At 73.3% G+C, this 25,562-nt stretch carries 20 protein-coding genes and 1 pseudogene; 11 read left to right on the top strand and 10 right to left on the bottom strand.

Annotated elements, in window-relative coordinates; genetic code table 11:
- Positions 1 to 17 precede the first annotated feature (17 nt).
- Complete coding sequence (locus ACF068_RS20395; RefSeq protein WP_392275709.1) at positions 18 to 530, bottom strand: Lrp/AsnC family transcriptional regulator; 513 nt, start codon at positions 528 to 530, stop codon at positions 18 to 20.
- Positions 531 to 727: 197 nt separating this feature from the next.
- Between ACF068_RS20395 and pdhA (ACF068_RS20390) the strand changes: the two genes are divergently transcribed.
- The 7 genes from pdhA (ACF068_RS20390) (at position 728) to ACF068_RS20360 (ending at position 8,764) form a co-directional block, all read left to right on the top strand.
- Positions 728 to 1,861, top strand: a complete 1,134-nt coding sequence (gene pdhA / locus ACF068_RS20390) for a pyruvate dehydrogenase (acetyl-transferring) E1 component subunit alpha (protein WP_392275649.1) — start codon at positions 728 to 730, stop codon at positions 1,859 to 1,861.
- Positions 1,861 to 2,886 (top strand): alpha-ketoacid dehydrogenase subunit beta, encoded by a 1,026-nt coding sequence (locus ACF068_RS20385; protein ID WP_392275648.1) that lies wholly within the window; start codon positions 1,861 to 1,863, stop codon positions 2,884 to 2,886. The genes pdhA (ACF068_RS20390) and ACF068_RS20385 overlap by 1 nt, the downstream gene beginning before the upstream one ends.
- Positions 2,886 to 4,343 (top strand): dihydrolipoamide acetyltransferase family protein, encoded by a 1,458-nt coding sequence (locus ACF068_RS20380; protein ID WP_392275708.1) that lies wholly within the window; start codon positions 2,886 to 2,888, stop codon positions 4,341 to 4,343. Before ACF068_RS20385 ends, ACF068_RS20380 begins: the two co-directional genes overlap by 1 nt.
- 90 nt (positions 4,344 to 4,433) lie before the next feature.
- Entirely contained in the window at positions 4,434 to 5,336 is a 903-nt protein-coding gene (locus tag ACF068_RS20375) for an NTP transferase domain-containing protein (protein WP_392275647.1), read from the top strand.
- Positions 5,333 to 6,688, top strand: a complete 1,356-nt coding sequence (locus ACF068_RS20370; protein ID WP_392275646.1) for a molybdopterin molybdotransferase MoeA — start codon at positions 5,333 to 5,335, stop codon at positions 6,686 to 6,688. Before ACF068_RS20375 ends, ACF068_RS20370 begins: the two co-directional genes overlap by 4 nt.
- Positions 6,685 to 7,767, top strand: coding sequence for a potassium channel family protein (locus ACF068_RS20365; protein ID WP_392275645.1), 1,083 nt, complete (start codon positions 6,685 to 6,687; stop codon positions 7,765 to 7,767). The genes ACF068_RS20370 and ACF068_RS20365 overlap by 4 nt, the downstream gene beginning before the upstream one ends.
- A gap of 10 nt (positions 7,768 to 7,777) precedes the next feature.
- On the top strand, positions 7,778 to 8,764 hold the full coding sequence (locus tag ACF068_RS20360; protein WP_392275644.1) for an NAD(P)H-quinone oxidoreductase: 987 nt from the start codon (positions 7,778 to 7,780) through the stop codon (positions 8,762 to 8,764).
- A gap of 118 nt (positions 8,765 to 8,882) precedes the next feature.
- Here the strand turns inward: ACF068_RS20360 and ACF068_RS20355 are convergent, their stop codons facing one another.
- The 6 genes from ACF068_RS20355 to ACF068_RS20330 all read right to left on the bottom strand — a co-directional run bounded on the left by ACF068_RS20355 (position 8,883) and on the right by ACF068_RS20330 (position 16,698).
- Positions 8,883 to 9,428: a bacterial proteasome activator family protein gene (locus ACF068_RS20355; protein ID WP_392275643.1), complete on the bottom strand. Its 546-nt coding sequence runs from the start codon at positions 9,426 to 9,428 to the stop codon at positions 8,883 to 8,885.
- Positions 9,429 to 9,525: 97 nt separating this feature from the next.
- Entirely contained in the window at positions 9,526 to 12,390 is a 2,865-nt protein-coding gene (locus ACF068_RS20350; RefSeq protein ID WP_392275642.1) for an FtsX-like permease family protein, read from the bottom strand.
- Entirely contained in the window at positions 12,387 to 13,139 is a 753-nt protein-coding gene (locus ACF068_RS20345; protein WP_392275641.1) for an ABC transporter ATP-binding protein, read from the bottom strand. Before ACF068_RS20345 ends, ACF068_RS20350 begins: the two co-directional genes overlap by 4 nt.
- Before the next feature lie 224 nt (positions 13,140 to 13,363).
- Complete coding sequence (locus ACF068_RS20340; RefSeq protein ID WP_392275640.1) at positions 13,364 to 14,017, bottom strand: PadR family transcriptional regulator; 654 nt, start codon at positions 14,015 to 14,017, stop codon at positions 13,364 to 13,366.
- Between the two features lie 86 nt (positions 14,018 to 14,103).
- Positions 14,104 to 14,748, bottom strand: a complete 645-nt coding sequence (locus ACF068_RS20335) for a hypothetical protein (RefSeq protein WP_392275639.1) — start codon at positions 14,746 to 14,748, stop codon at positions 14,104 to 14,106.
- A gap of 294 nt (positions 14,749 to 15,042) precedes the next feature.
- A complete protein-coding gene (locus ACF068_RS20330; RefSeq protein WP_392275638.1) occupies positions 15,043 to 16,698 on the bottom strand; it encodes a protein kinase in 1,656 nt (551 codons plus the stop codon).
- Between the two features lie 344 nt (positions 16,699 to 17,042).
- Here ACF068_RS20330 and ACF068_RS20325 point away from each other — a divergent pair, with 344 nt between their 5' ends.
- On the top strand, positions 17,043 to 18,728 hold the full coding sequence (locus ACF068_RS20325; protein WP_392275637.1) for a protein kinase: 1,686 nt from the start codon (positions 17,043 to 17,045) through the stop codon (positions 18,726 to 18,728).
- Between the two features lie 126 nt (positions 18,729 to 18,854).
- Here the strand turns inward: ACF068_RS20325 and ACF068_RS20320 are convergent, their stop codons facing one another.
- Positions 18,855 to 19,868, bottom strand: a complete 1,014-nt coding sequence (locus ACF068_RS20320; RefSeq protein ID WP_392275636.1) for a phosphotransferase — start codon at positions 19,866 to 19,868, stop codon at positions 18,855 to 18,857.
- Between the two features lie 298 nt (positions 19,869 to 20,166).
- Positions 20,167 to 20,502 (bottom strand): annotated as a pseudogene (locus ACF068_RS20315) (response regulator transcription factor); the annotation flags it as partial.
- A 358-nt stretch (positions 20,503 to 20,860) separates the two neighbouring features.
- Between ACF068_RS20315 and pdhA (ACF068_RS20310) the strand changes: the two are divergent.
- Genes pdhA (ACF068_RS20310) through ACF068_RS20300 form a run of 3 tightly spaced genes read left to right on the top strand, consistent with a single transcriptional unit; the run spans position 20,861 to position 24,488 of the window.
- Positions 20,861 to 22,030, top strand: coding sequence for a pyruvate dehydrogenase (acetyl-transferring) E1 component subunit alpha (pdhA, locus tag ACF068_RS20310; protein WP_392275635.1), 1,170 nt, complete (start codon positions 20,861 to 20,863; stop codon positions 22,028 to 22,030).
- Between the two features lie 2 nt (positions 22,031 to 22,032).
- A complete protein-coding gene (locus ACF068_RS20305; protein WP_392275634.1) occupies positions 22,033 to 23,013 on the top strand; it encodes an alpha-ketoacid dehydrogenase subunit beta in 981 nt (326 codons plus the stop codon).
- Positions 23,014 to 23,042: 29 nt separating this feature from the next.
- Positions 23,043 to 24,488: a dihydrolipoamide acetyltransferase family protein gene (locus ACF068_RS20300; RefSeq protein WP_392275707.1), complete on the top strand. Its 1,446-nt coding sequence runs from the start codon at positions 23,043 to 23,045 to the stop codon at positions 24,486 to 24,488.
- A 74-nt stretch (positions 24,489 to 24,562) separates the two neighbouring features.
- Here ACF068_RS20300 and ACF068_RS20295 read toward each other — a convergent pair whose 3' ends face one another.
- A complete protein-coding gene (locus ACF068_RS20295; RefSeq protein WP_392275633.1) occupies positions 24,563 to 25,489 on the bottom strand; it encodes a D-alanyl-D-alanine carboxypeptidase family protein in 927 nt (308 codons plus the stop codon).
- Between the last annotated feature and the right edge of the window lie 73 nt (positions 25,490 to 25,562).

Below are 25,562 nucleotides of genomic sequence, written 5' to 3'. Positions count from 1 at the left end.
CACCGGCCCCGCCCGGTTCAGACCTCGTCGGTCAGGGCCCGCCGGTTGAGGTCGGTCTCCTCGAAGACCAGCAGCGTGCGTGTGGACAGCACCTCCGGAATCGCCTGGAGCTTGGTCAGCACCAGCTCCCGCAGCGTGCGGTTGTCCGGCGTGTGCACCAGCAGCAGCACGTCGAAGTCCCCGCTCACCAGGGCGATATGCGCCGCCCCCGGCAGCGCCTGGAGCTGCTCGCGGACCGTGCGCCAGGAATTCTGGACGATCTTGAGCGTGATGTACGCGGAGGCGCCCTGACCCGCCCGCTCGTGGTTCACGCGGGCGCTGAAACCCCGGATCACCCCATCCTCGATGAGCCGGTTGATCCGCGCGTACGCGTTGGCGCGTGACACATGGACGCGATCGGCCACGGAGCGTATCGAGGCGCGGCCGTCCGTCTGGAGGATGCGGAGGATGTCGCGGTCGATCGCGTCGAGCGGCCGCGGCGCCACCTGGTGTTCACCGGCCGGCTGCCCCTGCTCCCTGCCGTCGGCCATTTGTTCAGCTCCCACGTCCCCCCGCCTCTCCTCCATGGACGACCTGTCTCTATCCCAGGCTGTGGAGAACCGTTTGTCCACAGACCGAAGGCGCCTGTAGCCAAAATGCCGCCACGACCGAACAATCGGTAGGTGAGGCGCGTCACAGTCGCGCCGCCCTTCGGGTCTTATGCCCGCTCCCATGAGGAGGTGCTGTCATGACGGTCCAAGAGCTGCCCGGTGCCGCCCCCTACCGGCCCACCCCGCCGCCGGCGTGGAAGCCGCGTACCGACCCCGCACCGCTGCTCCCGGACCCCGAGCCGTACCGGGTGCTGGGCACGGACGCCGCGGCCGGCTTCCCGCCCGAGCTGCTGCGCCGGCTGTACGCCGAGCTGGTGCGCGGCCGCCGGTACAACACGCAGGCGACGGCCCTCACCAAGCAGGGCAGGCTGGCGGTCTACCCGTCGAGCACCGGCCAGGAGGCGTGCGAGGTCGCCGCCGCCCTGGTGCTGGAGGACCGGGACTGGCTCTTCCCGTCGTACCGGGACACCCTCGCCGCCGTGGCGCGGGGCCTCGACCCCGTCCAGGCCCTCACCCTGCTCCGTGGCGACTGGCACACCGGCTACGACCCGCACGAGCACCGGATCGCGCCGCTGAGCACCCCGCTCGCCACCCAGCTGCCGCACGCGGTGGGCCTGGCGCACGCGGCCCGTCTCAAGGGCGACGACGTGGTGGCCCTGGCCCTGGTCGGCGACGGCGGCACCAGCGAGGGCGACTTCCACGAGGCGCTGAACTTCGCGGCCGTGTGGCAGGCCCCGGTGGTCTTCCTCGTGCAGAACAACGGCTTCGCGATCTCCGTGCCGCTCGCCAAGCAGACCGCCGCACCCTCCCTGGCCCACAAGGCCGTGGGGTACGGCATGCCGGGCCGGCTGGTCGACGGCAATGACGCGGCGGCCGTGCACCAGGTGCTTTCCGAGGCGGTCGCCAAGGCCCGGCGCGGCGGCGGTCCCACGCTCGTCGAAGCCGTGACCTACCGCATCGACGCCCACACCAACGCCGACGACGCCACCCGGTACCGGGGCGACGGCGAGGTGGAGGCCTGGCGGGCCCACGACCCGATCCGGCTGCTGGAGCGCGAGCTGACCGAGCGCGGCCTCCTCGACGAGGAGGGTGTGCGGCAGGCGGCCGAGGACGCCGAGACGATGGCCGCGCGGCTGCGGGAGCGGATGAACGCGGACGCCGAACTCGACCCGATGGACCTGTTCGCGCACGTCTACGCCGAGCAGACCGCACAACTGCGCGAGCAGGCCGCCCAGCTGCGTGCCGAGCTCGACGCCGAGGGTGATGCCTGATGACGACCGTGGCCAACGCGGTGACCAAGCCCGCGGCCAAGCCCGCCACCATGGCGCAGGCCCTCCAGCGCGCCATGCGCGACGCCATGGCAGAGGACCCGACGGTCCACGTCATGGGAGAGGACGTCGGCACGCTCGGCGGCGTCTTCCGGGTGACCGACGGGCTCGCCAAGGAGTTCGGCGAGGACCGCTGCACGGACACGCCCCTCGCCGAGGCGGGCATCCTCGGCACGGCCGTCGGCATGGCGATGTACGGGCTGCGGCCGGTCGTCGAGATGCAGTTCGACGCCTTCGCCTACCCCGCGTTCGAGCAGCTCCTCAGCCATGTCGCCAAGATGCGCAACCGCACCCGGGGCGCGATGCCGCTGCCCATCGTGGTGCGTGTGCCGTACGGCGGCGGGATCGGCGGCGTCGAGCACCACAGCGACTCGTCCGAGGCGTACTACATGGCGACTCCGGGGCTCCATGTCGTCACGCCCGCGACGGTCGCCGACGCCTACGGGCTGCTGCGGGCGGCCATCGCCTCCGACGACCCGGTCGTCTTCCTGGAGCCGAAGCGGCTGTACTGGTCGAAGGCCCAGTGGTCGCCCGAAGCACCCGACCCGGTCGAGCCGATAGGGCGGGCGGTGGTGCGCAGGACCGGCCGCAGCGCCACCCTCATCACGTACGGGCCGTCCCTGCCCGTCTGCCTGGAGGCCGCCGAGGCCGCGCAGGCGGAGGGCTGGGACCTGGAGGTCGTCGACCTCCGGTCGCTGGTGCCCTTCGACGACGAGACGGTCTGCGCGTCGGTGCGGCGCACCGGGCGGGCGATCGTGGTCCACGAGTCGTCCGGCTTCGGCGGGCCGGGCGGGGAGATCGCCGCCCGTGTCGGCGAGCGGTGCTTCCACCACCTGGAGGCGCCCGTGCTGCGGGTGGCCGGCTTCGACATCCCCTACCCGCCGCCGATGCTGGAGCGGCACCACCTGCCGGGCGTGGACCGGATCCTGGACGCCGTGGCGCGACTGCAGTGGGAGGCACAGAGCTGATGGCCCAGGTGCTGGAGTTCAAGCTGCCGGACCTCGGCGAAGGCCTGACCGAGGCGGAGATCGTGCGCTGGCTGGTGGACGTCGGGGACGTCGTCGCCATCGACCAGCCGGTGGTCGAGGTCGAGACGGCCAAGGCCATGGTCGAGGTGCCGTGCCCCTACGGGGGCGTGGTCACCGCGCGGTACGGCGAGGAGGGCACGGAGCTGCCCGTCGGCGCCCCCCTGCTGACCGTGGCGGTGGGCGCGACGTCCGCGCCGGACGGCTCCCCGGGCGCGTCCGGGGTCGCCGGCGCCTCCGCGTCCGCGTCCCCGGACAGCTCCGCTGCCTCGGGTGCAACGGGTGGCTCGGGTTCGCCGGCGGCGTCCGGAGCGGCGTCCTCCGGTGCTTCCGGTGCCTCCGCCGAGGGCTCCGGGAACGTGCTCGTGGGGTACGGCACGGCCGCCCCCGCGGCCCGCAGGCGACGGGTGCGCAGGGAGACGGCCCCCGTCGCTCCGGCCCCCGCCGCGCCCGCGCGGGCGGTCCTCACGGCACCGGCGGCGGCGCCCGCACCCGTGAGCCCCGCGGCCGCCGACGGCCCGGTCCCGGTGATCTCACCGCTCGTGCGGAAGCTGGCCCGGGAGAAGGGCGTCGACCTGCGGCAGTTGCGCGGGTCGGGACCCGAGGGGCTGATCCTGCGCGCCGACGTGGAGCGGGCGGTCACCGAGGCCGCCGCCGCGCCCGCGCCCGCGGCCGTCCCCGCACCGGTGGCGGCGCGGACCGGTGCCGGCGCCGGTGAGCGGATCCCGTTGCGCGGCGTGCGCGGCGCGGTCGCCGACAAGCTGACCCGCAGCCGGAACGAGATCCCCGACGCCACGTGCTGGGTGGACGCGGACGCGACCGAGCTGATGGCCGCACGGGCCGCGATGAACGCGGCCGGGGGCCCCAAGGTCTCCCTGCTGGCCCTCCTCGCCCGCATCTGCACCGCCGCGCTCGCCCGTCACCCCGAGCTCAACTCCCGGGTGGACATGGCCGCGCGGGAGATCGTGCGCCTGCCCGAGGTGCACCTGGGCTTCGCCGCGCAGACCGACCGCGGCCTGGTCGTGCCGGTCGTCCGGGACGCCCACGGCCGCACGGCGGAGTCCCTCACGGCGGAGTTCGCCCGCCTGACGGAGGCGGCCAGGGCGGGCACGCTGACGCCCGCCGACCTGACCGGCGGGACGTTCACGCTGAACAACTACGGCGTGTTCGGGGTCGACGGCTCGACGCCGATCATCAACCACCCCGAGGCGGCGATGCTGGGCGTCGGCCGGATCATTCCCAAGCCGTGGGTGCACAACGGCGAACTGGCCGTCCGGCAGGTCGTCCAGCTCTCGCTGACCTTCGACCACCGGGTGTGCGACGGAGGGACGGCGGGCGGCTTCCTCCGCTACGTGGCGGACTGCGTGGAGCAGCCGGCGGTGCTGCTGCGGACGCTCTGACGGCCCATCGGTCCGGGCCGGGGGCCTGAGCCCCCGGCCCCGGGCCGCCCCGGCGGCGGACGGCGGCCACCGCCTGGGGATACTGGTGCCGTGACCCCATTTGACGTCGTCGTGCTCGCCGGGGGCGCCGCCAGGCGGCTCGGCGGCGTGGACAAGCCCGGCGTGAGCGTCGGCGGACGGCCCCTGCTCGACCGGGTGCTGTCGGCCTGCCGCGAGGCCGGACGCACCGTGGTCGTGGGCGGCCGGCGGCCCACCGTGCGCCCGGTGGTGTGGGCCCGCGAGGAGCCGCCCGGCAGCGGCCCGCTGGCCGCGCTGGCGGCCGGGCTGCGGCACGTGGAGGCCGAGACCGTGGTCGTCCTCAGCGGCGACCTGCCGTTCCTCCGGGACGGCGGGGTGCGCACGCTCGCCGCCGCGCTCGACGGCGGCACCGCCGAGGGCGTGCTGTCGGTGGACCCGGACGGCCGCGACCAGCCGCTCGTCGCCGCCTACCGCACGGAGCCGTTGCGCCGCGAACTCGCCCTCCTCGCCGCCGAGCACGGCAATCTGACCGGCCTGCCGCTGCGGCTGCTCGTCCAGGAACTGGACCTCCTCCGGATCCCCGCCGGACCCCTCGCCTCTTTCGACTGCGACACCTGGGAAGACATCGCCACCGCCCGGGCCACGATCAGGGAGCATGGGAACGTGCTGGACGAATGGATCACCGCAGTCAAGGACGAGCTCGGCATCGAACTGGACGTCGACACCGGCGTCCTGCTCGACCTGGCCCGTGACGCCGCGCACGGCGTCGCCCGGCCCGCCGCACCGCTCACCACCTTCCTGGTCGGCTACGCGGCCGCGCGGGCCGCGGCGAGCGGCCCCGAGGCCGTCTCCCGGGCCGTGGCCGACGCCGCCCGCAAGGCGTCCGCCCTCGCCGACCGCTGGGCCGGCGAGACCGCCGGCGGCGCCGGTGAGGCGACCGGTCCCGGCACCGGCAGCGGGACAGGCGCGGGATGACCGACCCGGAGGTCGACGGCGTCGACGAAGCGCTCGCCCTGGTCGGACCCGCGCCCCGGGCCCCGGAACAGGAGCGGCACCGCGCCACCCCCTGGGCCGACGCCCGGTCCCTCGCCGCCCGGCTGGGCGCCGCGCGCCCCGCTCCGACACGGCGGGTGGCCCTCGGGCAGGCACTGGGCGGTGTGCTCGCCCAGCCCCTGGCCGCCCTCACCGACCTGCCGTCGTTCGACACCTCCGCCATGGACGGGTGGGCCGTCGCCGGCCCCGGCCCCTGGCGCGTCCGGGAGGGCGACTCCGTCCTGGCGGGCCACGCCCCGGCCTCCCCGCTCCCCGACGGCGAGGCGGTACGCATCGCCACCGGCGCCCGCGTCCCGCCCGGCGCCACCGCGGTGGTCCGCAGCGAGCACTCCCGCACGGACACGGCCGGCCAGCTGCACGCCCGGCGCGAGGCGACGCACGGGCAGGACATCCGGCCGCGCGGCCAGGAGTGCCGCTCCGGCGACCAACTGCTGCCCGCCGGGACGACCGTCACGCCCGCCGTCGTCGGGCTGGCCGCGGCCGCCGGGTACGACGACCTGCTCACCGTCGAACGCCCCCGCGTCGACGTCCTGGTCCTGGGCGACGAACTCCTCACCACGGGCCTTCCGCACGACGGGCTCATCCGCGACGCCCTCGGCCCCATGCTCGCGCCCTGGCTCACCGCGCTTGGCGCGGACGTGGGCGTGACCCGGCGCGTCGGCGACGACGCCGACGACCTCCACGCGGCGGTGACCGGTTCCACGGCGGACGTGGTGATCACCACCGGAGGCACCGCCGCGGGCCCCGTCGACCACGTCCACCCCGTCCTCCGCAAGGCCGGCGCCGAACTGCTGGTCGACGGGGTGAAGGTCCGCCCCGGGCACCCGATGCTGCTGGCCCGGCTGACCCCGGCCAGGTACCTCGTCGGCCTGCCCGGCAACCCGCTCGCGGCCGTCTCCGGACTGCTCACCCTCGCCGAGCCGCTGCTGCGCACGCTCGCCGGACGCGGCGCCCCCACCCCGTACCGGGCCGTCGTGCGGGACGCGGTGCACGGCCACCCGCACGACACCCGGCTCGTCCCGGTCCGGCACGCACCCGCCTCCGCCCCCGGCCACGGCCGGACGGACGCCCCCGGCCACGGCACCGGCCGGCCGGGCGGACCCGCTGCCGCGCAGGTCGTACCGCTGCACTACAACGGCCCGGCCATGCTGCGGGGGATCGCGGCGGCGGACGGACTCGCGGTCGTCCCGCCCGGCGGCGCCCGGGCCGGAGACCCGCTGGACATCCTCGCCCTGCCCTGGGCGGCGACGAGCAACGAGGGGTGTTTCACGTGAAACTGCCCGGCCAGGACGCGATGGCCCGGCGGGCCGACGAGCATCTCGTCGGCGGCCAGATCCGGCTGCCGAACCCGATCGTTCAGAAGCCCCTCCGGCAGGTCGGCGCACGGCTGCTGATGGCGCTGTGCGTCCTCCTGCTGACCGTCCTCATCGTCTACGCCGACCGCGGCGGCTACCACGACAACGCCGACGGGACCGTCAGCTTCCTCGACGCCGTCTACTACGCGACCGTGACCCTGTCGACGACGGGCTACGGCGACATCGTTCCGCACAGCGACAGCGCGCGCCTGGTGAACGTGCTGCTGGTGACCCCGCTGCGCGTGCTGTTCCTGATCATCCTGGTCGGTACCACCCTCGAAGTCCTCACCCAAAGGACCCGTGAGGAGTGGCGGCTCAACCGCTGGAGGTCCACCTTGCGTGACCACACCGTCATCATCGGCTTCGGTACCAAGGGCCGGTCCGCGCTCCAGACGCTGTGCGCCACCGGTCTGAAGAAGGACCAGACCGTCATCGTCGACCCGAGCAGCAAGGTGGTCGAGGCGGCGAACGCGGACGGGTTCACGGGCGTGGTCGGGGACGCCACCCGCAGCGACGTACTGCTGCGGGCCGAAGTGCAGCGCGCCCGGCAGATCGTCATCGCCACCCAGCGCGACGACACCGCCGTCCTGGTCACCCTGACGGCACGCCAGCTCAATCGCGGGGCGAAGATCGTCGCGGCCGTGCGGGAGGAGGAGAACGCCCCCCTGCTGCGCCAGTCCGGCGCGGACGCCGTGATCACCAGCGCCAGTGCGGCGGGCCGGCTGCTGGGCCTGTCCGTGCTGAGCCCCAGCGCGGGCACGGTGATGGAGGACCTGATCCAGCAGGGCAGCGGCCTGGACCTCATCGAACGGCCGGTCATAAAGTCCGAGGTGGGCAAGAACGTCCGCGAGACGGAAGACCTGGTGATCAGCGTGCTGCGCGGCCACCGGCTGCTCGGCTACGACGATCCGGCCGCCAGCCCGCTCCAGTTGACGGACCGTCTGATCACGATCGTGCGGGCGAACAGCGGGCCGTCGCTCGGCACGGCGCCGGAGTAGCCTCGCGGCCATGCATGCGATCACGATTCCCGAGCCAGGTGGTCCCGAGGCGCTCGTCTGGGCAGAGGTGCCCGATCCCGTGCCCGGCGAGGGCGAGGTCCTCGTCGAGGTGGCGGCGAGCGCCGTCAACCGCGCCGACCTCCTCCAGCGGCAGGGCTTCTACAACCCGCCGCCCGGTGCGTCCCCGTACCCCGGCCTGGAGTGCTCCGGCCGGATCGCGGCGACCGGGCCCGGCGTCACCGGGTGGGCCGTCGGCGACGAGGTGTGCGCGCTGCTCGCGGGAGGCGGTTACGCGGAGAAGGTCGCCGTCCCGGCCGGGCAGCTCCTGCCCGTTCCGGACGGCGTGGACCTGGTGACGGCCGCGGCCCTGCCCGAGGTCACCGCCACCGTCTGGTCGAACGTCTTCATGGTGGCCCACCTGCGGCCGGGCGAGACCCTGCTGGTGCACGGCGGCGCGAGCGGCATCGGCACCATGGCCGTCCAGCTCGCCAAGGCCGTGGGCGCCCGGGTCGCGGTCACGGCCGGCGGCCCGGAGAAGCTGGCGCGCTGCGCCGAGCTGGGCGCGGACATCCTGATCGACTACCGCGAGCAGGACTTCGTCGAGGAGCTCCACAAGGCGACGGACGGGGTGGGCGCGGACGTCATCCTCGACATCATGGGCGCCAAGTACCTGGAGCGGAATGTACGGGCGCTCGCCGTGAACGGACGGCTCGCGGTGATCGGCCTCCAGGGCGGCCGGAAGGCCGAGCTGGACCTGAGCGCCCTGCTGGACAAGCGCGCGGCGGTCACCGCGACCTCCTTGCGGAAGCGGCCGCCGGCCGAGAAGACGGCGATCATCGCGGCCGTACGCGAGCACGTCTGGCCGCTGATCGGGGCGGGGACGGTCCGCCCCGTGGTGGACCGCACCTTCCCCATGCCGGACGCCCCGCAGGCGCACCGGACCCTGGAGGAGAGCTCCCACATCGGCAAGGTCCTGCTGACCACCCCGGCCGCCTGACACCGGGGCCGGGCCACCCCCCGGCCGTACGCCGAAGCCCGGCGCACCAGGTGCGCCGGGCCTCGGTCAGCCGCCGGGGGACGTGCGGGCCCGCCCGGGCCCCGTCCCGCCGCACGCCCTACAGGTACGGCCCGGAGCGGATGGCGCCGTGGCCGCGTCCGTCGTCGTCGTCATCGATCGGCGCGCCCGGGGGGAGCGCCCGCCGCATCTGCTCCAGTTGGGCGCGGGCCGCCATCTGCTGGGCGAACAGCGCCGTCTGGATGCCGTGGAACAGCCCCTCCAGCCAGCCCACCAACTGCGCCTGCGCGATCCGCAGTTCCGCCTCGGAGGGGATGGCCTCGTCGGTGAAGGGCAGGGAGAGCCGCTCGAGTTCCTCCACCAGTTCCGGCGCCAGACCGTCCTCCAGCTCCTTCACCGAGCTGGCGTGAATCTCCTTCAGGCGTACCCGGCTGGCCTCGTCGAGGGGTGCCGCGCGAACTTCCTCCAGAAGCTGCTTGATCATGCTGCCGATGCGCATGACCTTGGCGGGCTGTTCGACCATCTCCGTCACCGGGACCTCGCGCGACTCGTCGTCACCGTCACCGCCGCCGAGAGCCAGCCCGTCCTGTCCTACGACCAGGACGTGAGGGTTCTCGTGCGACCGTTCATTCCTCGGCATCTCCATGCCAGCCATTCTCTCGCACAGATGCGTCATCACATGGTCTGCCCCCGTACGCGGGTGATCCACCCTCGTACGGGGGCACAACCGCCCGTTCGGGCCGTTACGTGGCCGCGCGGCGGGCCACCGCGCCACGGGAACGGGTCACCAGGGCCGCGAGGAGCGCGGCGCCCACCGGGACGGCGACCAGCAGCGCGGCCAGCGTCCCCCAGGGGACGATGATCGGCACCTGCGGGACGTCGAGCAGGCCGCCCCGGTCCAGTACCGTCTCGTACCAGCTCATCTGCTGGCGCCGCTCGGTCAGTCGCAGCCCGACCGCCGGCAGCACGCCCGCCGCCGATCCGAGCAGCACACCCATCACGGCGACCACCCCGCACTGGAAGCCGCTCAGCGTCCGGCGCACGCGCGGCGGCGCGCCCACCGCGGCCAGGGTCTTCAGATCGGCCTCGGCGTCCGCCTGGGCGAGACCGGTGGCGATACCGGCCGCACCGATGGTGATCAGGCCGGCGAAGACGGTCAGCGCCAGCAGCACGATGCTGTTCTTGCTGACGAACCCTTCCTCGACATGGAGGTCGACACTGGCGCCCGTCTTGGCGAGCTCCTCGTCGAGCTTCTGGCGCTGCTCCGTGCTCGGCATCCGGTCGGTCGAGAAGTACGCGCCGAACGGCACCGTCGTGATGCCCGCCGCCTTGGCCGCGGCCGGCGGCAGGATGCCCGCCAGGCCGTACGCCTCGGTCCCCGGGGCGACCTGGTAGGCGTCGAACGACTTCACCGCCCCCGGTGCCTCCTTGCCCTGGGCCAGGGCCTCGTCCGCCTTGGCCCGGTCGGTGACCAGCTTGACGGACAGCTTGCCCCGGGTGTCGACGAGGGTGCGGGAGAAGGACACGGCCTTGCCCTCGGCCAGGGCCTTCGCGGCCGCCGGGTCCTTGATCTCCAGCACCTTCAGCAGCGTGGCGTCGGCGACGACCAGACCGCTCTCGGTGTAGGCCGTGTTCGGCATTTCCTTGCAGCGCCAGTCCTGGGCGAGCTTGCGGCGTTCGGCCTTGGTGTACTTCTCGGCCGGGTCCGAACCGTCGGACGTCTGCACCCACAGGGGGCACATGTTGGCCTTGGGGATGACGACCTCGTGCGTGCCGCAGCCGTCCCCGCTCCCGTACATCTCGCAGGTGGTCCTGCCCACCACGATCCGGTCCACGTCGGCCCGGACGTCGACGGGCAGGTTCTTCTGCACCGCGTCGCGCACGGCCGGGACGTCCCGGCCGCCACCCTCGCCGATCGTCAGGGACACCGCGCCGTGCGGCAGCCGGGCCTCGTACGCCGCGCGCTGCTGGGCGTCGTCGCTCGCCTGGTACGTGGCCACGGCGACCGTGCCCGCGACCGCGGCCAGCACGGCGGCGACGGCCGGAGCCGTGCGGCCCCGGTTGCGCACCGCGTCCCGCAGCGCGAGCCGCGGCGACAGCGGCAGCCAGCGGCCGGCGCGCCCGAACAGGCCCACCAGGGCGGGCGTCATCGCGACGACACCCAGCTCGGCCAGGGCGCTGCCGCCCGCGACGATGATGAACTGGTCCGTGACGACGGACCCGTACAGGGCGATCGCGGCGCCCAGCAGGGCGGCGACCAGACCGACCACCGGGAGCACACGGCTGCTGCGGCGCACCCCACGCCGGCCGGTGAGCGAGGCGAGCACCGTCTGGCGGGAGGCGGTGACGGCGGGCACGACGGCGGCCAGCAGTCCGGTCAGCACGGCGAGCAGCCCGATGCCGAGCAGTTCCAGCGGCCGGACGTCGAAGGCGCCGAAGCGCTTGCCCATGTAGTCCTCCAGCACCGGCTGGAGCGCGAAGGTCAGGACCAGTCCGAGCACCGTGCCGACGACCGCCGCGGCGACGCCGATCACCAGGCCGCCGGCCAGGACGATCGCCCGGATGTGACGGCGGTCGCCACCGTTGGCCCCCACCAGCCCGAGCTGGCGCCGCGAACGGCGGGCGCCCACGGCGAAGGCGGGACCGGCCAGCAGACAGATCTCCAGCATCGCGAGGCCGACGACGGTTCCGGCGGCAGCGAGCGCGGCGGCCTCGGCGGCCGGACTGTCGCCGTAGTCGCCCCAGCCGTCCTGCTGGAACAGCGGTACGTCGGAGTCGGCCGGCGGGGCGAGGGCGACGGCCCGCGACACCACCATGACGCCCTTGGCGTTCGCCTCCTTGACCATGTTCCACGTGAAACCGTCGCCGCCCGCCGAACGGGGGAGGGCCAGCAGATGGCTGGTGCTCTTGTCGGTGCCGGGCAGCCCGGCCGCCTCCAGCGCCTTGCCGAGCGGGTCGAGGAAGGCGCCCGGGAGGGCGTTGACCTGGTCACCGGCGAGCTCGTCGGGGAGCTCGTAGGAGCCGACGATCCGGTACTCGCGGTCGAGACCCCGGGCGGCGACGGTCGAGCCGATGCCCAGACCGCTGGACTCCAGGAAGTGCGTCGTCGCGGCGACCTCGTCCGCCTTCTGCGGGAACCGTCCGGCCTGGAGGGACATGACGCCCCGGGCGACCGGGTCGGACGCCTTGAGCTCGCGGATCTCCGTCTGGAGCAGCCCGTGGGTGGTGCGCAGCTTGCCCGCACCGACCGAGTCCTCCAGCACGGTGGCACCGGCGGGGAAGACCTTGGTGACGTCCGTGTCCCCGTCGGGCCACGGCTTGTCCTCGTAGTCGCCCACCGGCATCGAGTCCTCGCGCACCGGGTGCTGGAGGATCGGCACGCCGCCGTAGTGCGGGTCGATGATCCGGGCGTCGGCGGCACCGATCGACCGGGCAAGCTGCTCCTCGGTGGACAGCTCCGAGCTGCGGACGGTCAGATCGGCCGCGCTCACGCCGAGGATGGGCAGGGCGATCATCGCCAGGACGAGGAAGCTGCGGCCCTTGTAGCGCCAGGCGTCACGGCGGGCGATGCGCACCGCCGCGCGCCACGAGTGGAACCAGTTGTTCACCGCTCGGCCGCCTGCCCCGTGAGCAGGGAGTCGGCGTCGCTGCGCATGGTCTGGTCGACGACCGCGCCGTCCCGCAGGAACACCACCCGGTCGGCCCAGGCGGCGAACCGGGGCTCGTGGGTGACCAGCACGCCCGCCGCGCCCGCGTCGCAGCGCGCCCGCAGCAGCGCCAGCACCGACTCGCCCGTCTCGGAGTCCAGGGCGCCGGTCGGCTCGTCGGCCAGCACCAGCCGCCGGTCACCGACCAGCGCCCGCGCTATCGCCACGCGCTGCTGCTGACCACCGGACATCTCGTCGGGGAACCGGTCGGCGAGGTGGCCGAGGTCCATCTCCTCCAGTGCCGCGATCGCCTCGCGCCGCGCCTTGCGGGCGGAGGTGCCGTCCAGTTCACGGGGCAGGGCGACGTTCTCGGCGGCGGTGAGCGCCGGGATGAGGTTGTAGTCCTGGAAGACGTACCCGATGCTGCGGCGGCGGAGGGCGGCGAGCGTCTTGCGGTCGGCGGCGGTGATGTCCGTGTTCTCCACGATCACCCGGCCGGAGCTGGGGGTGTCCAGCCCGCCCGCGATCGTGAGCAGGGTCGACTTGCCGGAGCCCGAGGGGCCCATGACGGCGACCAGTTCGCCGGGGAAGACAGCGAGGTCGATGCCGCGCAGGGCGTGCACCTCCGTGGCTCCGGACCCATGGACGCGGGTCAGGTTCTGGAGTTGCAGAACGGGCTGCGGGGGCTGTTGCGAAGAGCGTTCTGACATGGAGAGGGGTCCCCCCTTGGGCGTACGCGTACGGAGACGGGCGTACGGAGCGGATGTGCGGGTGATGCGGTGCCAGGGCGGGACGGTCAGGTCCCCCTGGGGCGGGCGGGGCGGGTGGGGCTGGTGAGGTCGGACGGGTCGGATGGGGCCGGTGGCCCCGCCGGGTCGGGCGTACGGGCCCCGCCGGGTCGGGCGCACGGGCTCCGCCCGGTGGCCCCGGTGGGTCAGGGGCCCGGGCGGGAGGCCGTGCGGGCCGGTCCGGGCACGTGCGGGGGTACGGCCCGGGCGGGAGTGTCGCCGGCCGCACCGGCCCCGGCGCCGCTCCGGTGGGCGACGGCCGAGAGCCGGATCAGGCGGGCCTCGCAGTGGTCGAGCCACCGCGCCTCGGCCTCCGTCTGGAAGATGAGCTGTTCCAGGACCAGCAGCCACGCCACGTCGTCCCGTTCCCGCGCCGCCCCGCTCTCCAGGGCGGCGAGGGCCTGCGCCTTAAGGCGCGTGTAGTCCTGCATCGCCTTGATGGTGTGGCGGCGCTGGGACTGGATGACGTCGCGGATGTCGACGCCGGGGGCGCCGACCGCCATGGCGAGCTTGATCGCCAGTTCGTCCCGGGCGGGACTGGTCCGGTCGACCGGCTTCTCGAACCAGACCCTGAGTTCTTCCCGGCCGGCGTCGGTGATGGCGTACAGCGCGTGCCCCGCCTCGTCCTCGCCGCCTTCCTCGATCAGGCCGTCACGCTCCAGCCGGCTGAGCGTCGTGTAGACCTGGCCGACGTTGAGCGGCCAGGTCGAGCCGGTGCGCGACTCGAACTCCGTACGGAGCTGGGAGCCGTAGCGCGGGCCGCGTTCGAGAAGGGCGAGAAGCCCGTGGCGGATGGACATACTCAGTATGTATACCGAGTATGCCGAGCCCGACAAGCGTCCTGAGAGGGACCCGCGGGATCCGTCGTGAGGGGGACGACGAGGAGTCAGCGGCGCCTCATGCGCAGCCCGAGGAAGCCCAGGCCGAGCCCCATCATGGCCAGTCCGACGCCCAGGGTGAGCACCGGAATCTGCCGGTCAGCGAGGGTGCCGGCGGTCTGCGCGGCGGGCTCGTACGCGGCGGCGGGCGGCGAGTGCGGCGTGTCGGTGGCGGCCGGGGACTCCTCCTCCGGTACCGCTTCGGCCTCCGTCTCCCGGCCCTGGGGCAGCCCCGGCGCTGTTGCCGTTTTGGTACGCGGGGGCCGTGCCGTGCCGGCCGACGGCCCCGGCGACACGTCACCGGACGGCGACGCGGACGGCGACGCGGGCCGTCCGGGCCGCTGCCGCCCCTCCCCGGCCGGCCGCCCGGCCAGTGACGGCGAGGCGGGGGCGTGACGGGTGGGTCCGGCGACCGATCCGGGCGCGGTATCGGCCCCGGCGGCGGACCGGGAGGCCGAGGGGGACAGCGAGGGAACGCCGGCGGACGGGCTGGGGCTGCCCTCGTCCCCGGGCGGCGGGACGAGCCCGGCCACCGGATCGAGGGCGGGGTCGGTCTCCTCCGCGTACGCGGCCGGGGCGCCCCACAGGAAGGACGCGGCCAGCAGCAGCGCCGCGACCGCCGTCGCACACCGTGAGCAGAGCCTTGGAGCCACCGGGTGACCCCCTCCCGTACCGAGCCGCCAGGAGCCGAGCGTTCCGGCCCCACAACGCACTCAGCGTCACACGGCGACCGCGCAGCGGCATCCCGGGCGCCACCACAGCCACCCACAGGAGTTACGCCGGGCGGACCCGCCCCCGCGGACCCCCGCCCACCGGCTCGGCGGCGAAACCGTCACCCCCGCCCACCGGCTCGGCGGGGAAACGGTCGGCCGCCGCCCACCGGCTCGGTGGGGAACGGTCACCGCCCGTCGGCGGCTCCCGGCCCGCACCTGCGGCTCACCGCTGCGTCACTGACCCGGGTCACCCGTGGCGACGGTCAGTTCGAAGGTCTGGTTGCCGGGAACCACGGCCGTCCCCTCCGTCGGGAACTGCGAGATCACCTGGTCCTCGGCGTACTGCGGGTCGTCCACTTCCTTGATCGTGTACTTCCAGCCCGCCGCCTGGAGGCAGCTCTTGACGGAGATGACGTCCTTGTACGTGAAGCTCGGGGCCTGGACCTTCGACGGGTCGTCGGTGTCCTCCGAGGCGTCCGTGCACTTGGTGGTCTCCATCGTGCGGTTGCGCTCCGGGGGCTTGTGCTCGCCGCCGGAGGCGGGGTCGGCCGCCGCCGACCGGCTCGCGCCGCCGCCGCCCGCCTGCGTGCCGCCCGGGTCGTCGTCGCTGCCGCTCAGGCTGATCGCGGCGACGAGGCCGCCGACGACGAGCAGCGCGACCGCGATCGCGCCCACGACCACCGGGGTGTTGCTCTTGCCGCCGTTACGCGGCCCCTGGGCGGTCTGCGGGGACATCGTGTACGCCGGTGCCGGCGTGTGCGGGCCAGGGGTGTGCGGGCCGGGGGCGTGCGGGCCGGGCGTCTGGTACGCGGGGGCCGGCTGCTGCGGGTAGCCGTAGGAGGGCGCCGGCGCCGGGGTGCCGTAGGGCGGCTGGTACGGCGTCTGGACGCTCTGCGGCCCGGGCGCCGGGGTGGTGTGGTCGACCGGCGGGAAGACCGCCGAGCCCACGCCCGCGCCGCTGTTGGCGTGCGGCGCGCCCTGCACGATCACCGGGGCACCCGTCTGGCCCTGGCCCGCCGACAGCAGCCGCAGGCACTCGTCGCGCATGGCGGCCGCGCTCGGGAAGCGCTCGTTCGGGTTCTTCTTCAGCGCACGCGCCACCAGCGCGTCCATCGCCGGCGTGATCGACCGGTTGATGGAGGACGGCGCGACCGGCTCCTCCTGGACATGGGCGTACGCGATGGCCAGCGGCGAGTCCGCGTCGAACGGGATCCGCCCGGTCAGCAACTGGAACAGCATGATGCCGACCGAGTACAGGTCCGAGCGGGCGTCCACGCCCCGCCCCAGCGCCTGCTCGGGCGACAGGTACTGCGGGGTGCCGACGACCATGCCGGTCTGCGTCATCGACGTGACGCCCGACTGCATGGCGCGCGCGATGCCGAAGTCCATGACCTTGACGACCCCGCGCTTGGTCATCATCACGTTGCCCGGCTTGATGTCCCGGTGGACCAGGCCCATCTCGTGGCTGGTCTCCAGGGCGGCGAGCACGTCGGCGGTCACCTTGAGGGCCTTGTCGGCCGGCATCGCGCCGTACGCCTGGATGTCCGCCTGGAGCACCGAGCCGAGCGGCCGGCCCTCCACGTACTCCATGACGATGTACGGCATCAGCGAGCCGCCGAGGTCGTCCTCGCCGGTGTCGAACACCGACACGATGTTGGTGTGCTGAAGCTTGGCGACCGCCTGCGCCTCACGGCGGAAGCGCTCGCGGAACGACTGCTCGCGCCCCAGCTCGGTGTGCAGCGTCTTGATGGCGACCTGCCGGTCCAGCGCACTGTCGTACGCCAGATACACGGACGCCATGCCGCCCTCGCCGAGCAGGTCGCGAAGCTGGTACCGGCCGTTCGCCACCGAGCCGCCCGCATAGCGGCCCTGTGCGCCGTCCTGGCTCATGTCTTGCTCCCCCGTGCGCGCGCGTCCCTGGTGGTCGCGGTGAATCGCGGTGATCCGGTTTTTACGGGCCAAGTCTGCCCGAGGGCAGTGACACGTCAAGCCGGGTGCCCGATCCGTGACCGTACGCACAAGAAGCGTCTCGGAAGCGTTACCGGACCCGTACCCGACCGCCATGGAAAGCGCGGGAGATTTGCACAGGCGTACGGGGAAGCGGTTGGATGGCCGGTCAATCCCGGACCGGCGCGGCGCGCGAAGGCTGTAGCGTGACGTGACGTAGTACCCCTTAAGACACGGCGGCACACCGCACGCGCACAGCACGCGGACAGAAACGACGGCGAGGACTGATGGCATCCGAATCCGAGGCAGGCGGCGGCGGGGTGCCGGAGTCCGCTGAGTGGGGCGCCGGCGGACTCGTCGGAGACGGCCGCTACCGGCTGACCCACCGTCTCGGCCGGGGCGGCATGGCCGAGGTGTTCGCGGCCGAGGACGTACGGCTGGGCCGCACCGTGGCCGTGAAGCTGCTGCGCGCGGACCTCGCCGAGGACCCGGTCTCCAAGGCCCGCTTCACCCGCGAGGCCCAGTCGGTCGCCGGGCTGAACCACCACGCCATCGTCGCCGTGTACGACTCCGGCGAGGACGTGGTGAACGGCCAGTCCGTGCCGTACATCGTGATGGAGCTCGTCGAGGGCCGCACCATCCGCGACCTGCTGGTCAACGCGGAGGCACCGCCGCCGGAGCAGGCGCTGATCATCGTCTCCGGGGTCCTGGAGGCGCTCGCCTACTCGCACCAGCACGGCATCGTGCACCGCGACATCAAGCCCGCGAACGTGATCATCACGCACAGCGGCGCGGTCAAGGTGATGGACTTCGGCATCGCGCGCGCCCTGCACGGCGCGCAGTCGACCATGACCCAGACCGGCATGGTCATGGGCACCCCCCAGTACCTCTCGCCCGAGCAGGCCCTCGGCAAGGCCGTCGACCACCGCTCGGACCTGTACGCCACCGGCTGCCTGCTGTACGAGCTGCTGGCGCTGCGCCCGCCCTTCACCGGCGAGACACCGTTGTCGGTGGTCTACCAGCACGTCCAGGACATCCCCGTCCCGCCGTCCGAGGTCTCCGACGTCGCCCCGCCGGAGCTCGACGGCCTGGCCATGCGCGCCCTCGCCAAGGACCCGGACGACCGGTTCCAGAGCGCGGAGGAGATGCGCGGTCTGGTCCAGTACGGGCTCCAGATGCTCCAGCAGCAGGGCAGCCACACCGGCACCTGGAACACCGGGCCGGTCGAGATGCACGAAGGCGGCCGCACACCGGCCGGCGGCGTCGCGGCGACCACCGCGATGGGCCACCCGATGCACGGCGACACCTCGCAGGGCGCGATCCTGCCGCCGCCGAACCCGGACGACGGCGCGTACGCGTACGACGGCGGGCAGGGGCACCGGAGCGGGCGCGGCAAGATGTGGCTGTTCGCGGCGCTCGCGCTGATCGCGATCGTGGCGGGTGTGGCGTACGCGCTCGACCAGACCAAGAAGCCGTCCGACGACGGCAACCAGAAGCCGCCGGCCACCACGGCGCCGTCCAAGACGGGGGACACCACCAGCCCCTCGCCGTCCGACGAGAAGACCGACGAGCAGACAGAGGACCCGGGCGGCTCCTCGGGCGGCAACGGCAACAGCGGCGGCAACTGGGGCAACCAGAACCCTGACACGCCCTCGCAGCCCCGGACCGACAACCCGCCGCCTCCCACCGGCGGTACGCCGTCGACCCCCGGCACCACCGAGGGCACCGACCAGGGCGGTACCACGGACGGCGGTACGGACCAGGGCGGCACCACCGAGGGCACCGACCAGGGCGGTACCACGGACGGCGGTACGGACCAGGGCGGCACCACCGACGGCGGTACCGATCAGGGTGGTACCACCAGTGGCACCACCGACCAGGGCGGTACCACCAGCGGGACCACCGACCAGGGCGGCACCACCAGCGGGACCACCGACCAGGGCGCGACCACCACGGGCGTCGGCGGCGCCTGACCGCCCGCCCCGGCCCGGGCGCACCGCGCGCTCGGGCCGCCGCGCTTCCCGGGGCGGCGCACGCCCCCGGGGCGCCCCGGGAGCCCCGTACGTGCTCAGGGGGCTCCGGGGGCTCCGGAGCGACGCTCAGCCGGTGAAGGCGTCGTGGACCGCCTCGTACTCCCTCGTCCACCACACCGCCAGGGCCGACGCCGCGGGGAACTGCGGGTCGGCCCTGCCGTCGTGGAGCTGGTAGCGCCAGCGCAGTATCCAGAAGTCGTTCAGCCGCTCCCACCACACCCGGTGCACCGCCGCGGCCAGCTCGGCCGGGTCGGCCCCGGCCGCCCGCCGGTACGCCCGGGCGTACGCGCGTACCTTGGCCAGCTCCAGGCCGCCGGCCGGCTCCACGAAGAAGATCGCGGCCGCCCGTACCGCCTCCTCCGCCCGCGGCTGCACCCCGAGCCGGTCCCAGTCGATGATCGCGGCGGGCTCGGCGCCCCGGTAGAGCAGGTTCAGCGGGTGGAAGTCCCCGTGCACCCAGCCGCCCGCGGACGCCGGGGGCGGACGCCGGTGCGAGTGGTCGGCCAGCAGCCGCCGCCGCTCCAGCAGCCGGTGTTCGGCGAGCTCGTCGAAGGCGTCCCGGGGCCGGCGGGCCCGGGCCAGGGCCAGGAGCCGGTCGATGACCCGGAAGGTCTCCTCCGGGTCGGCGCTGCTGTGCCGACGGCCCGCGTGCGGCTCCATGACCTGCTCCAGGCAGGTGTGCACCAGGCCTAACAGCGCGCCCAGACGGGCGGAGCCGGTGGTGGTGAGCTGGGCGCCGGCCCGGTGCCGGCCCTCGATCCAGGGGTGCAGGGCGTAGCAGCGGCCGTCGATCTCGGCGACGGTGTCGCCCCCGGCGTCGGGCAGCGGCGGGGCGACGGGGACGCCGAGGTCGTGCAGCCGCTGGGTGGCGCGGTGCTGGCGGACGATGGTGGCGCGGTCGGCGGTGGGGGCGTCCAGGTGCTGTTTGAGGAAGTACGCGCCGCGGGTGGTGGCGAGGCGGTAGCCGCGGTTGAGGAGGCCCTGGGTGACCGGTTCGCAGGACAGGGGCTCGCCCGGGTCGTCGTAGCGGCGCAGGAGCGCACTCACGGGTGGGACGGCGGTTGCATATGAGCGCGGCACTCACCAAATGTTAGATCACGGAGCGTGGTGATTTTGTCGCTCCGCAGAACCCGGTCGGCGGAGACCGTCCAGGGAGTGGACACCTGGTCGGCGGGGGTGTTCCCGGACGTATGCGGGGGCGAACATCTTGATCGGGCGGGGCCGAACACCTTGATCGGCGGGCCGAACACCTTGATCGAGCGGGGGCGAACACCTTGATCGAGCGGGGGCGAACACCTCGATCGAGCGGGGGCGAACACCTCGATCGTCCTCCCGGCCGTCGCCCGGCCCCGGGTCAGTGCTGCCGCTCCGCCTGCGTCCGGGCCACGTAGGCCGCCGCCTGGGAGCGCCGCGCCGGCACCCGGGCGGTGGCCACCGGGTCGTCCGCGTAGGAGGTGAGCATCAGGCATTTGATGGATTCGTCCAGGGCCCGGATCTCCCGGCACACCTCGGCCCCGCTGCCGTCGGGCAGCCGGACGTCGAGAACGGCGACGTCGGGACGGGTCGCCGGAATCCTGACCAGGGCGTCTGTCGCCGTACCGGCCTCTCCGACGACTTCGATGTCGCCCTCGGCGGAGAGTGTTTCGTGAACGCCGCGCCGGACGACCTCGTGGTCGTCCAGCAGGAATACGGTGATTTTTCCGTCTTCGCGCACGGCCCCGGTCTCACATATTGGCTCTTCCCGTGCCCGGGGTGCGCGGGATAACGTGCCCCCTGTTCCGGCGGCTCACGAGGCTGTGACCAGTCATTTGTCCACCCCTTTGCGATTTACTTGGAAATCCAAGCAAAAACGCAGGTCAAAGGGGGTTTCGCAGTAATGCGGTGCACTGGGTAACGTGCCTATGACAGGGGGCTCGCCGGGGCACCTGTCACGCCTGTTCCCGGTCGAGGGCACCCACCCCGTGCACACGTACGGAGACAGGCGAGCCGCTCTCCCGCGCTCTATCGGAGTCAGGGAGAACCCCAGCCATCCCGGCGGACCCCGGGGGCCGGACAGACGGAGGAGCACGCACGTGACCGTGGAAGGCACTGCCGCGCGCAAGCCGCGACGCAGCAGTAAGCGCACCAGCGCGAGCGCAACCAAGGCATCCGGCGCCCAGAGCGCCGAGCCCCAGCTCGTACAGCTGCTGACGCCCGAGGGTGAGCGCGTCCAGCACCCGGAGTACGACATCGACCTCAGCCCCGAGGAACTGCGCGGCCTGTACCGCGACATGGTGCTGACCCGCCGGTTCGATGCCGAGGCAACCTCCCTCCAGCGCCAGGGCGAGCTGGGCCTGTGGGCCTCGCTGCTCGGCCAGGAGGCCGCCCAGATCGGCTCCGGCCGGGCCCTGCGCGACGACGACTACGTCTTCCCGACCTACCGCGAGCACGGCGTCGCCTGGTGCCGCGGGGTCGACCCGACGAACCTGCTCGGCATGTTCCGTGGGGTGAACCACGGCGGCTGGGACCCCACCAGCAACAACTTCCACCTCTACACCATCGTCATCGGCTCGCAGACCCTGCACGCCACCGGCTACGCCATGGGCGTCGCCAAGGACGGGTCCGACAGCGCCGTGATCGCCTACTTCGGTGACGGCGCGTCCAGCCAGGGCGACGTGGCCGAATCGTTCACCTTCTCCGCCGTCTACAACGCCCCGGTCGTGTTCTTCTGCCAGAACAACCAGTGGGCGATCAGCGAGCCGACCGAGAAGCAGACCCGCGTCCCGCTCTACCAGCGCGCGCAGGGCTTCGGCTTCCCCGGCGTCCGGGTCGACGGCAACGACGTGCTCGCCTGCCTGGCCGTGACCCGCTCCGCGCTGGAGCGTGCCCGCCGCGGTGAGGGCCCGACCCTCGTCGAGGCGTTCACCTACCGCATGGGCGCCCACACCACCTCCGACGACCCCACCCGCTACCGCCTCGACGACGAGCGCGTGGCGTGGGAGGCCAAGGACCCGATCCTCCGGCTGCGCACGTACCTGGAGAAGCAGGGTCTCGCCGACGCCGCGTTCTTCGAGGAGCTGGAGACGGAGTCGGAGACGCTCGGCAAGCGCGTCCGCGAGGCCGTCCGGGCCATGCCCGACCCCGACCACATGGCGATGTTCGACCACGTGTACGCCGACGGGCACGCGCTCGTCGACGAGGAGCGGGCGCAGTTCGCCGCCTATCAGGCATCGTTCGCCGACGCGGACGGGGAGGGCAAGTAACCATGGCAGTACAGAAGCTCCCTCTCGCCAAAGCGCTCAACGAGTCGCTGCGCACGGCCCTGGAGACCGACCCCAAGGTCCTGGTCATGGGCGAGGACGTCGGCAAGCTCGGCGGCGTGTTCCGTGTGACCGACGGTCTCCAGAAGGACTTCGGCGAGGAGCGGGTCATCGACACCCCGCTCGCCGAGTCCGGCATCGTCGGCACGGCGATCGGCCTCGCGCTGCGCGGCTACCGCCCGGTCGTGGAGATCCAGTTCGACGGCTTCGTCTTCCCCGCGTACGACCAGATCGTCACGCAGCTCGCCAAGATGCACGCCCGGGCGCTCGGCAAGATCAAGCTGCCGGTCGTCATCCGCATCCCGTACGGCGGCGGCATCGGCGCCGTGGAGCACCACAGCGAGTCGCCCGAGGCGCTGTTCGCGCACGTCGCGGGTCTCAAGGTGGTCTCGCCCTCGAACTCGTCGGACGCGTACTGGATGCTTCAGCAGGCCATCCAGAGCGACGACCCGGTGATCTTCTTCGAGCCGAAGCGCCGCTACTGGGACAAGGGCGAGGTCGACACCGAGGCCATCCCCGGCGAGCTGCACAAGGCCCGCACGGTGCGCGAGGGCACGGACCTGACGCTGGCCGCGTACGGGCCGATGGTCAAGGTCTGCCTGGAGGCCGCCGCGGTGGCCGCCGAGGAGGGCCGGTCGGTGGAGGTCCTCGACCTGCGCTCGATGTCCCCGATCGACTTCGACGCCGTCCAGGCCTCGGTCGAGAAGACCCGCCGGCTGGTCGTCGTCCACGAGGCGCCGGTGTTCTACGGCTCCGGGGCCGAGATCGCCGCCCGGATCACCGAGCGGTGCTTCTACCACCTGGAGGCACCCGTCCTCCGGGTGGGCGGCTACCACGCGCCGTACCCGCCGGCCCGGCTGGAAGAGGAATACCTGCCGGGCCTCGACCGGGTGCTCGACGCCGTCGACCGCTCGCTCGCGTACTGAGGAGACCCACCGTGATCCGCGATTTCAAGATGCCGGACGTGGGCGAGGGGCTCACCGAGGCCGAGATCCTCAAGTGGTATGTCCAGCCCGGTGACACCGTCACCGACGGCCAGGTCGTCTGCGAGGTCGAGACGGCGAAGGCGGCCGTCGAGCTGCCGTGCCCGTACGACGGGGTGGTGCACGAGCTGCGCTTCCCCGAGGGCACCACGGTCGACGTCGGCGAGGTGATCATCTCGGTGAACGTCGGCGGTGACGCCGACGCGCAGCCGCAGACCGCCCAGCCCGCCGCCGCCGAGCCGGCCGCGAAGGACGCCGCGGGCGACGACGGCGCCGAGCCGACGGGCCGCCAGCCCGTCCTGGTCGGCTACGGCGTCGCCGAGACGTCCACCAAGCGCCGTCCGCGCAAGGGGGCCGCCGCGCCCGTGGAGCGTACGGCCGCCCAGTCCGCCGTCCAGGGCGAGCTGAACGGCCACGCGGGCACCGCGACGGCCGCCCAGGCCGCCCCCGCGGCCCCGGCGGCGCCCGCCGCCCCCGCCGCCTCCCGGCCCCTCGCCAAGCCGCCCGTGCGGAAGCTGGCCAAGGACCTGGGCGTCGACCTGGCGACGGTGACCCCGACCGGCCCGGACGGGATCATCACCCGCGAGGACGTCCACGCGGCGGTGTCCGTGGCCGCCGCCTCGGTCGCCGTGCCCGCCGCCGTCCCCGTGCAGCAGGCGCCGCAGCAGGCCCCGCAGCCGGTGACGCAGGGCACGCAGGAACAGCCGGCGGCGACCGGGCGCGAGACCCGCGTCCCCGTCAAGGGCGTCCGCAAGGCCACCGCGCAGGCGATGATCGGCTCCGCCTTCACCGCGCCGCACGTCACCGAGTTCATCACGGTCGACGTCACCCGCACGATGAAGCTCGTCGAGGAGCTCAAGGCCGACAAGGACATGGCCGGGCTCCGGGTCAACCCGCTGCTGCTCATCGCCAAGGCCCTGCTCGTCGCGATCAGGCGCAACCCGGGGATCAACGCGACCTGGGACGACGCCGCCCAGGAGATCGTGCTCAAGCACTACGTCAACCTGGGCATCGCGGCCGCCACCCCGCGCGGTCTGATCGTGCCGAACATCAAGGACGCGCACGACAAGACGCTGCCCGAACTGGCCGCCTCCCTGGGTGAACTGGTGTCCACGGCGCGCGAGGGGAAGACGACCCCGGCCGCCATGCAGGGCGGCACGGTGACCATCACCAACGTCGGCGTCTTCGGCGTCGACACCGGTACGCCGATCATCAACCCGGGTGAGTCCGCGATCCTCGCGGTGGGGGCGATCAAGCTCCAGCCGTGGGTCCACAAGGGCAAGGTGAAGCCCCGTCAGGTCACCACCCTGGCCCTGTCGTTCGACCACCGGCTGGTCGACGGCGAGCTCGGGTCCAAGGTGCTGGCGGACATCGCCGCCGTCCTGGAGCAGCCCAAGCGGCTGATCACCTGGGCCTGACGGCCCGGGACACACGGACAAGGGCCCGGACGCGACGGCGCGTCCGGGCCCTTCACCGTGTCGTGCGCGGACGGTCAGTCGCGCTGGGCACCCGCCGGGAGGGAGCGCAGCTCCATGGTCCGGGCGGTGGTGGAGCCGAAGCCGAAGTCGAGCAGCTTGGCCGCGTCGTTGAAGCGGTCGGGGGCGTTCAGCACGACGCCCACATAGGTCTTGGTGCCCCGGGTGGCCGCGAAGACCAGGCACGGGCCGGCCGCGGTGCCGGTACCGGTCTTGATGCCGACGGCGCCGCTGTAGGAGCCGAGCAGCTTGTTGGTGTTGTACCAGGTGTACGTGCGGGTGCCGCCGGTGCTCGTGGTGGCGGTGGTCTTGTACGAGGTGGCCTTGACGACGTCCCGGAACACGGCGCTGCTGAAGGCGTGGCGCGCCATCTTCGCCAGCTCCGGCGGGGTCGTGTAGTTGTTCCCGGTCGACGAGATGCCGTCGAACGAGTCGAACTTCGTGTTCGTCAGGCCGAGCTGCTTGGCCTTGGCGTTCATCTTGCCGATGAACGACTGGGTGCGGGCGGCGGTGGTGGTGCCGGTGCCGAAGGTGTCGGCGAGGGCGTACGCGGCGTCGCAGCCGGACGGCAGCATCAGCGCGGACAGGAGCTGCCGGACGGTCACCTTGTCGCCGGTCTTCAGATCGGCGGTGCTCGCGCCGGTCCGGACGACGTAGTCGCGGTACTCCTGCTTGATGGTCACCTTGCGGTTGAGGTCGACGCCGGGCGTGGTGAGGACCACGATCGCGGTGACGACCTTCGTGGTGCTGGCCATCTGGCGGCGGGTGGTGTTCGCCTTGCCGTAGATGGCCTTGCCGTCCGCCTGGTCCACCATGAAGCCGCCCTTGGCGCTGATGGACGGGATCGGCGTGGCCGCCGCGGCCGGTGCGGCCAGCGGGGAGGCGGTCAGCAGCAGACCGCCCGAGAGGGCGACCGTGGCGACGCGGCGCACGGCCTTGTTCATGGTTATCAAAGCAAAACGCTCCGAGTTCGGGTCTGGGTCTCACATACGTCGAAAAGCCGCAAACCTGGCGGGT

This window comes from Streptomyces sp. NPDC016309 (genome assembly GCF_043077235.1).
GTDB lineage: Bacteria > Actinomycetota > Actinomycetes > Streptomycetales > Streptomycetaceae > Streptomyces.
The sequence above is the reverse complement of the archived record's forward strand: the minus strand, read 5'-3'. Positions and strand labels throughout refer to the sequence as shown.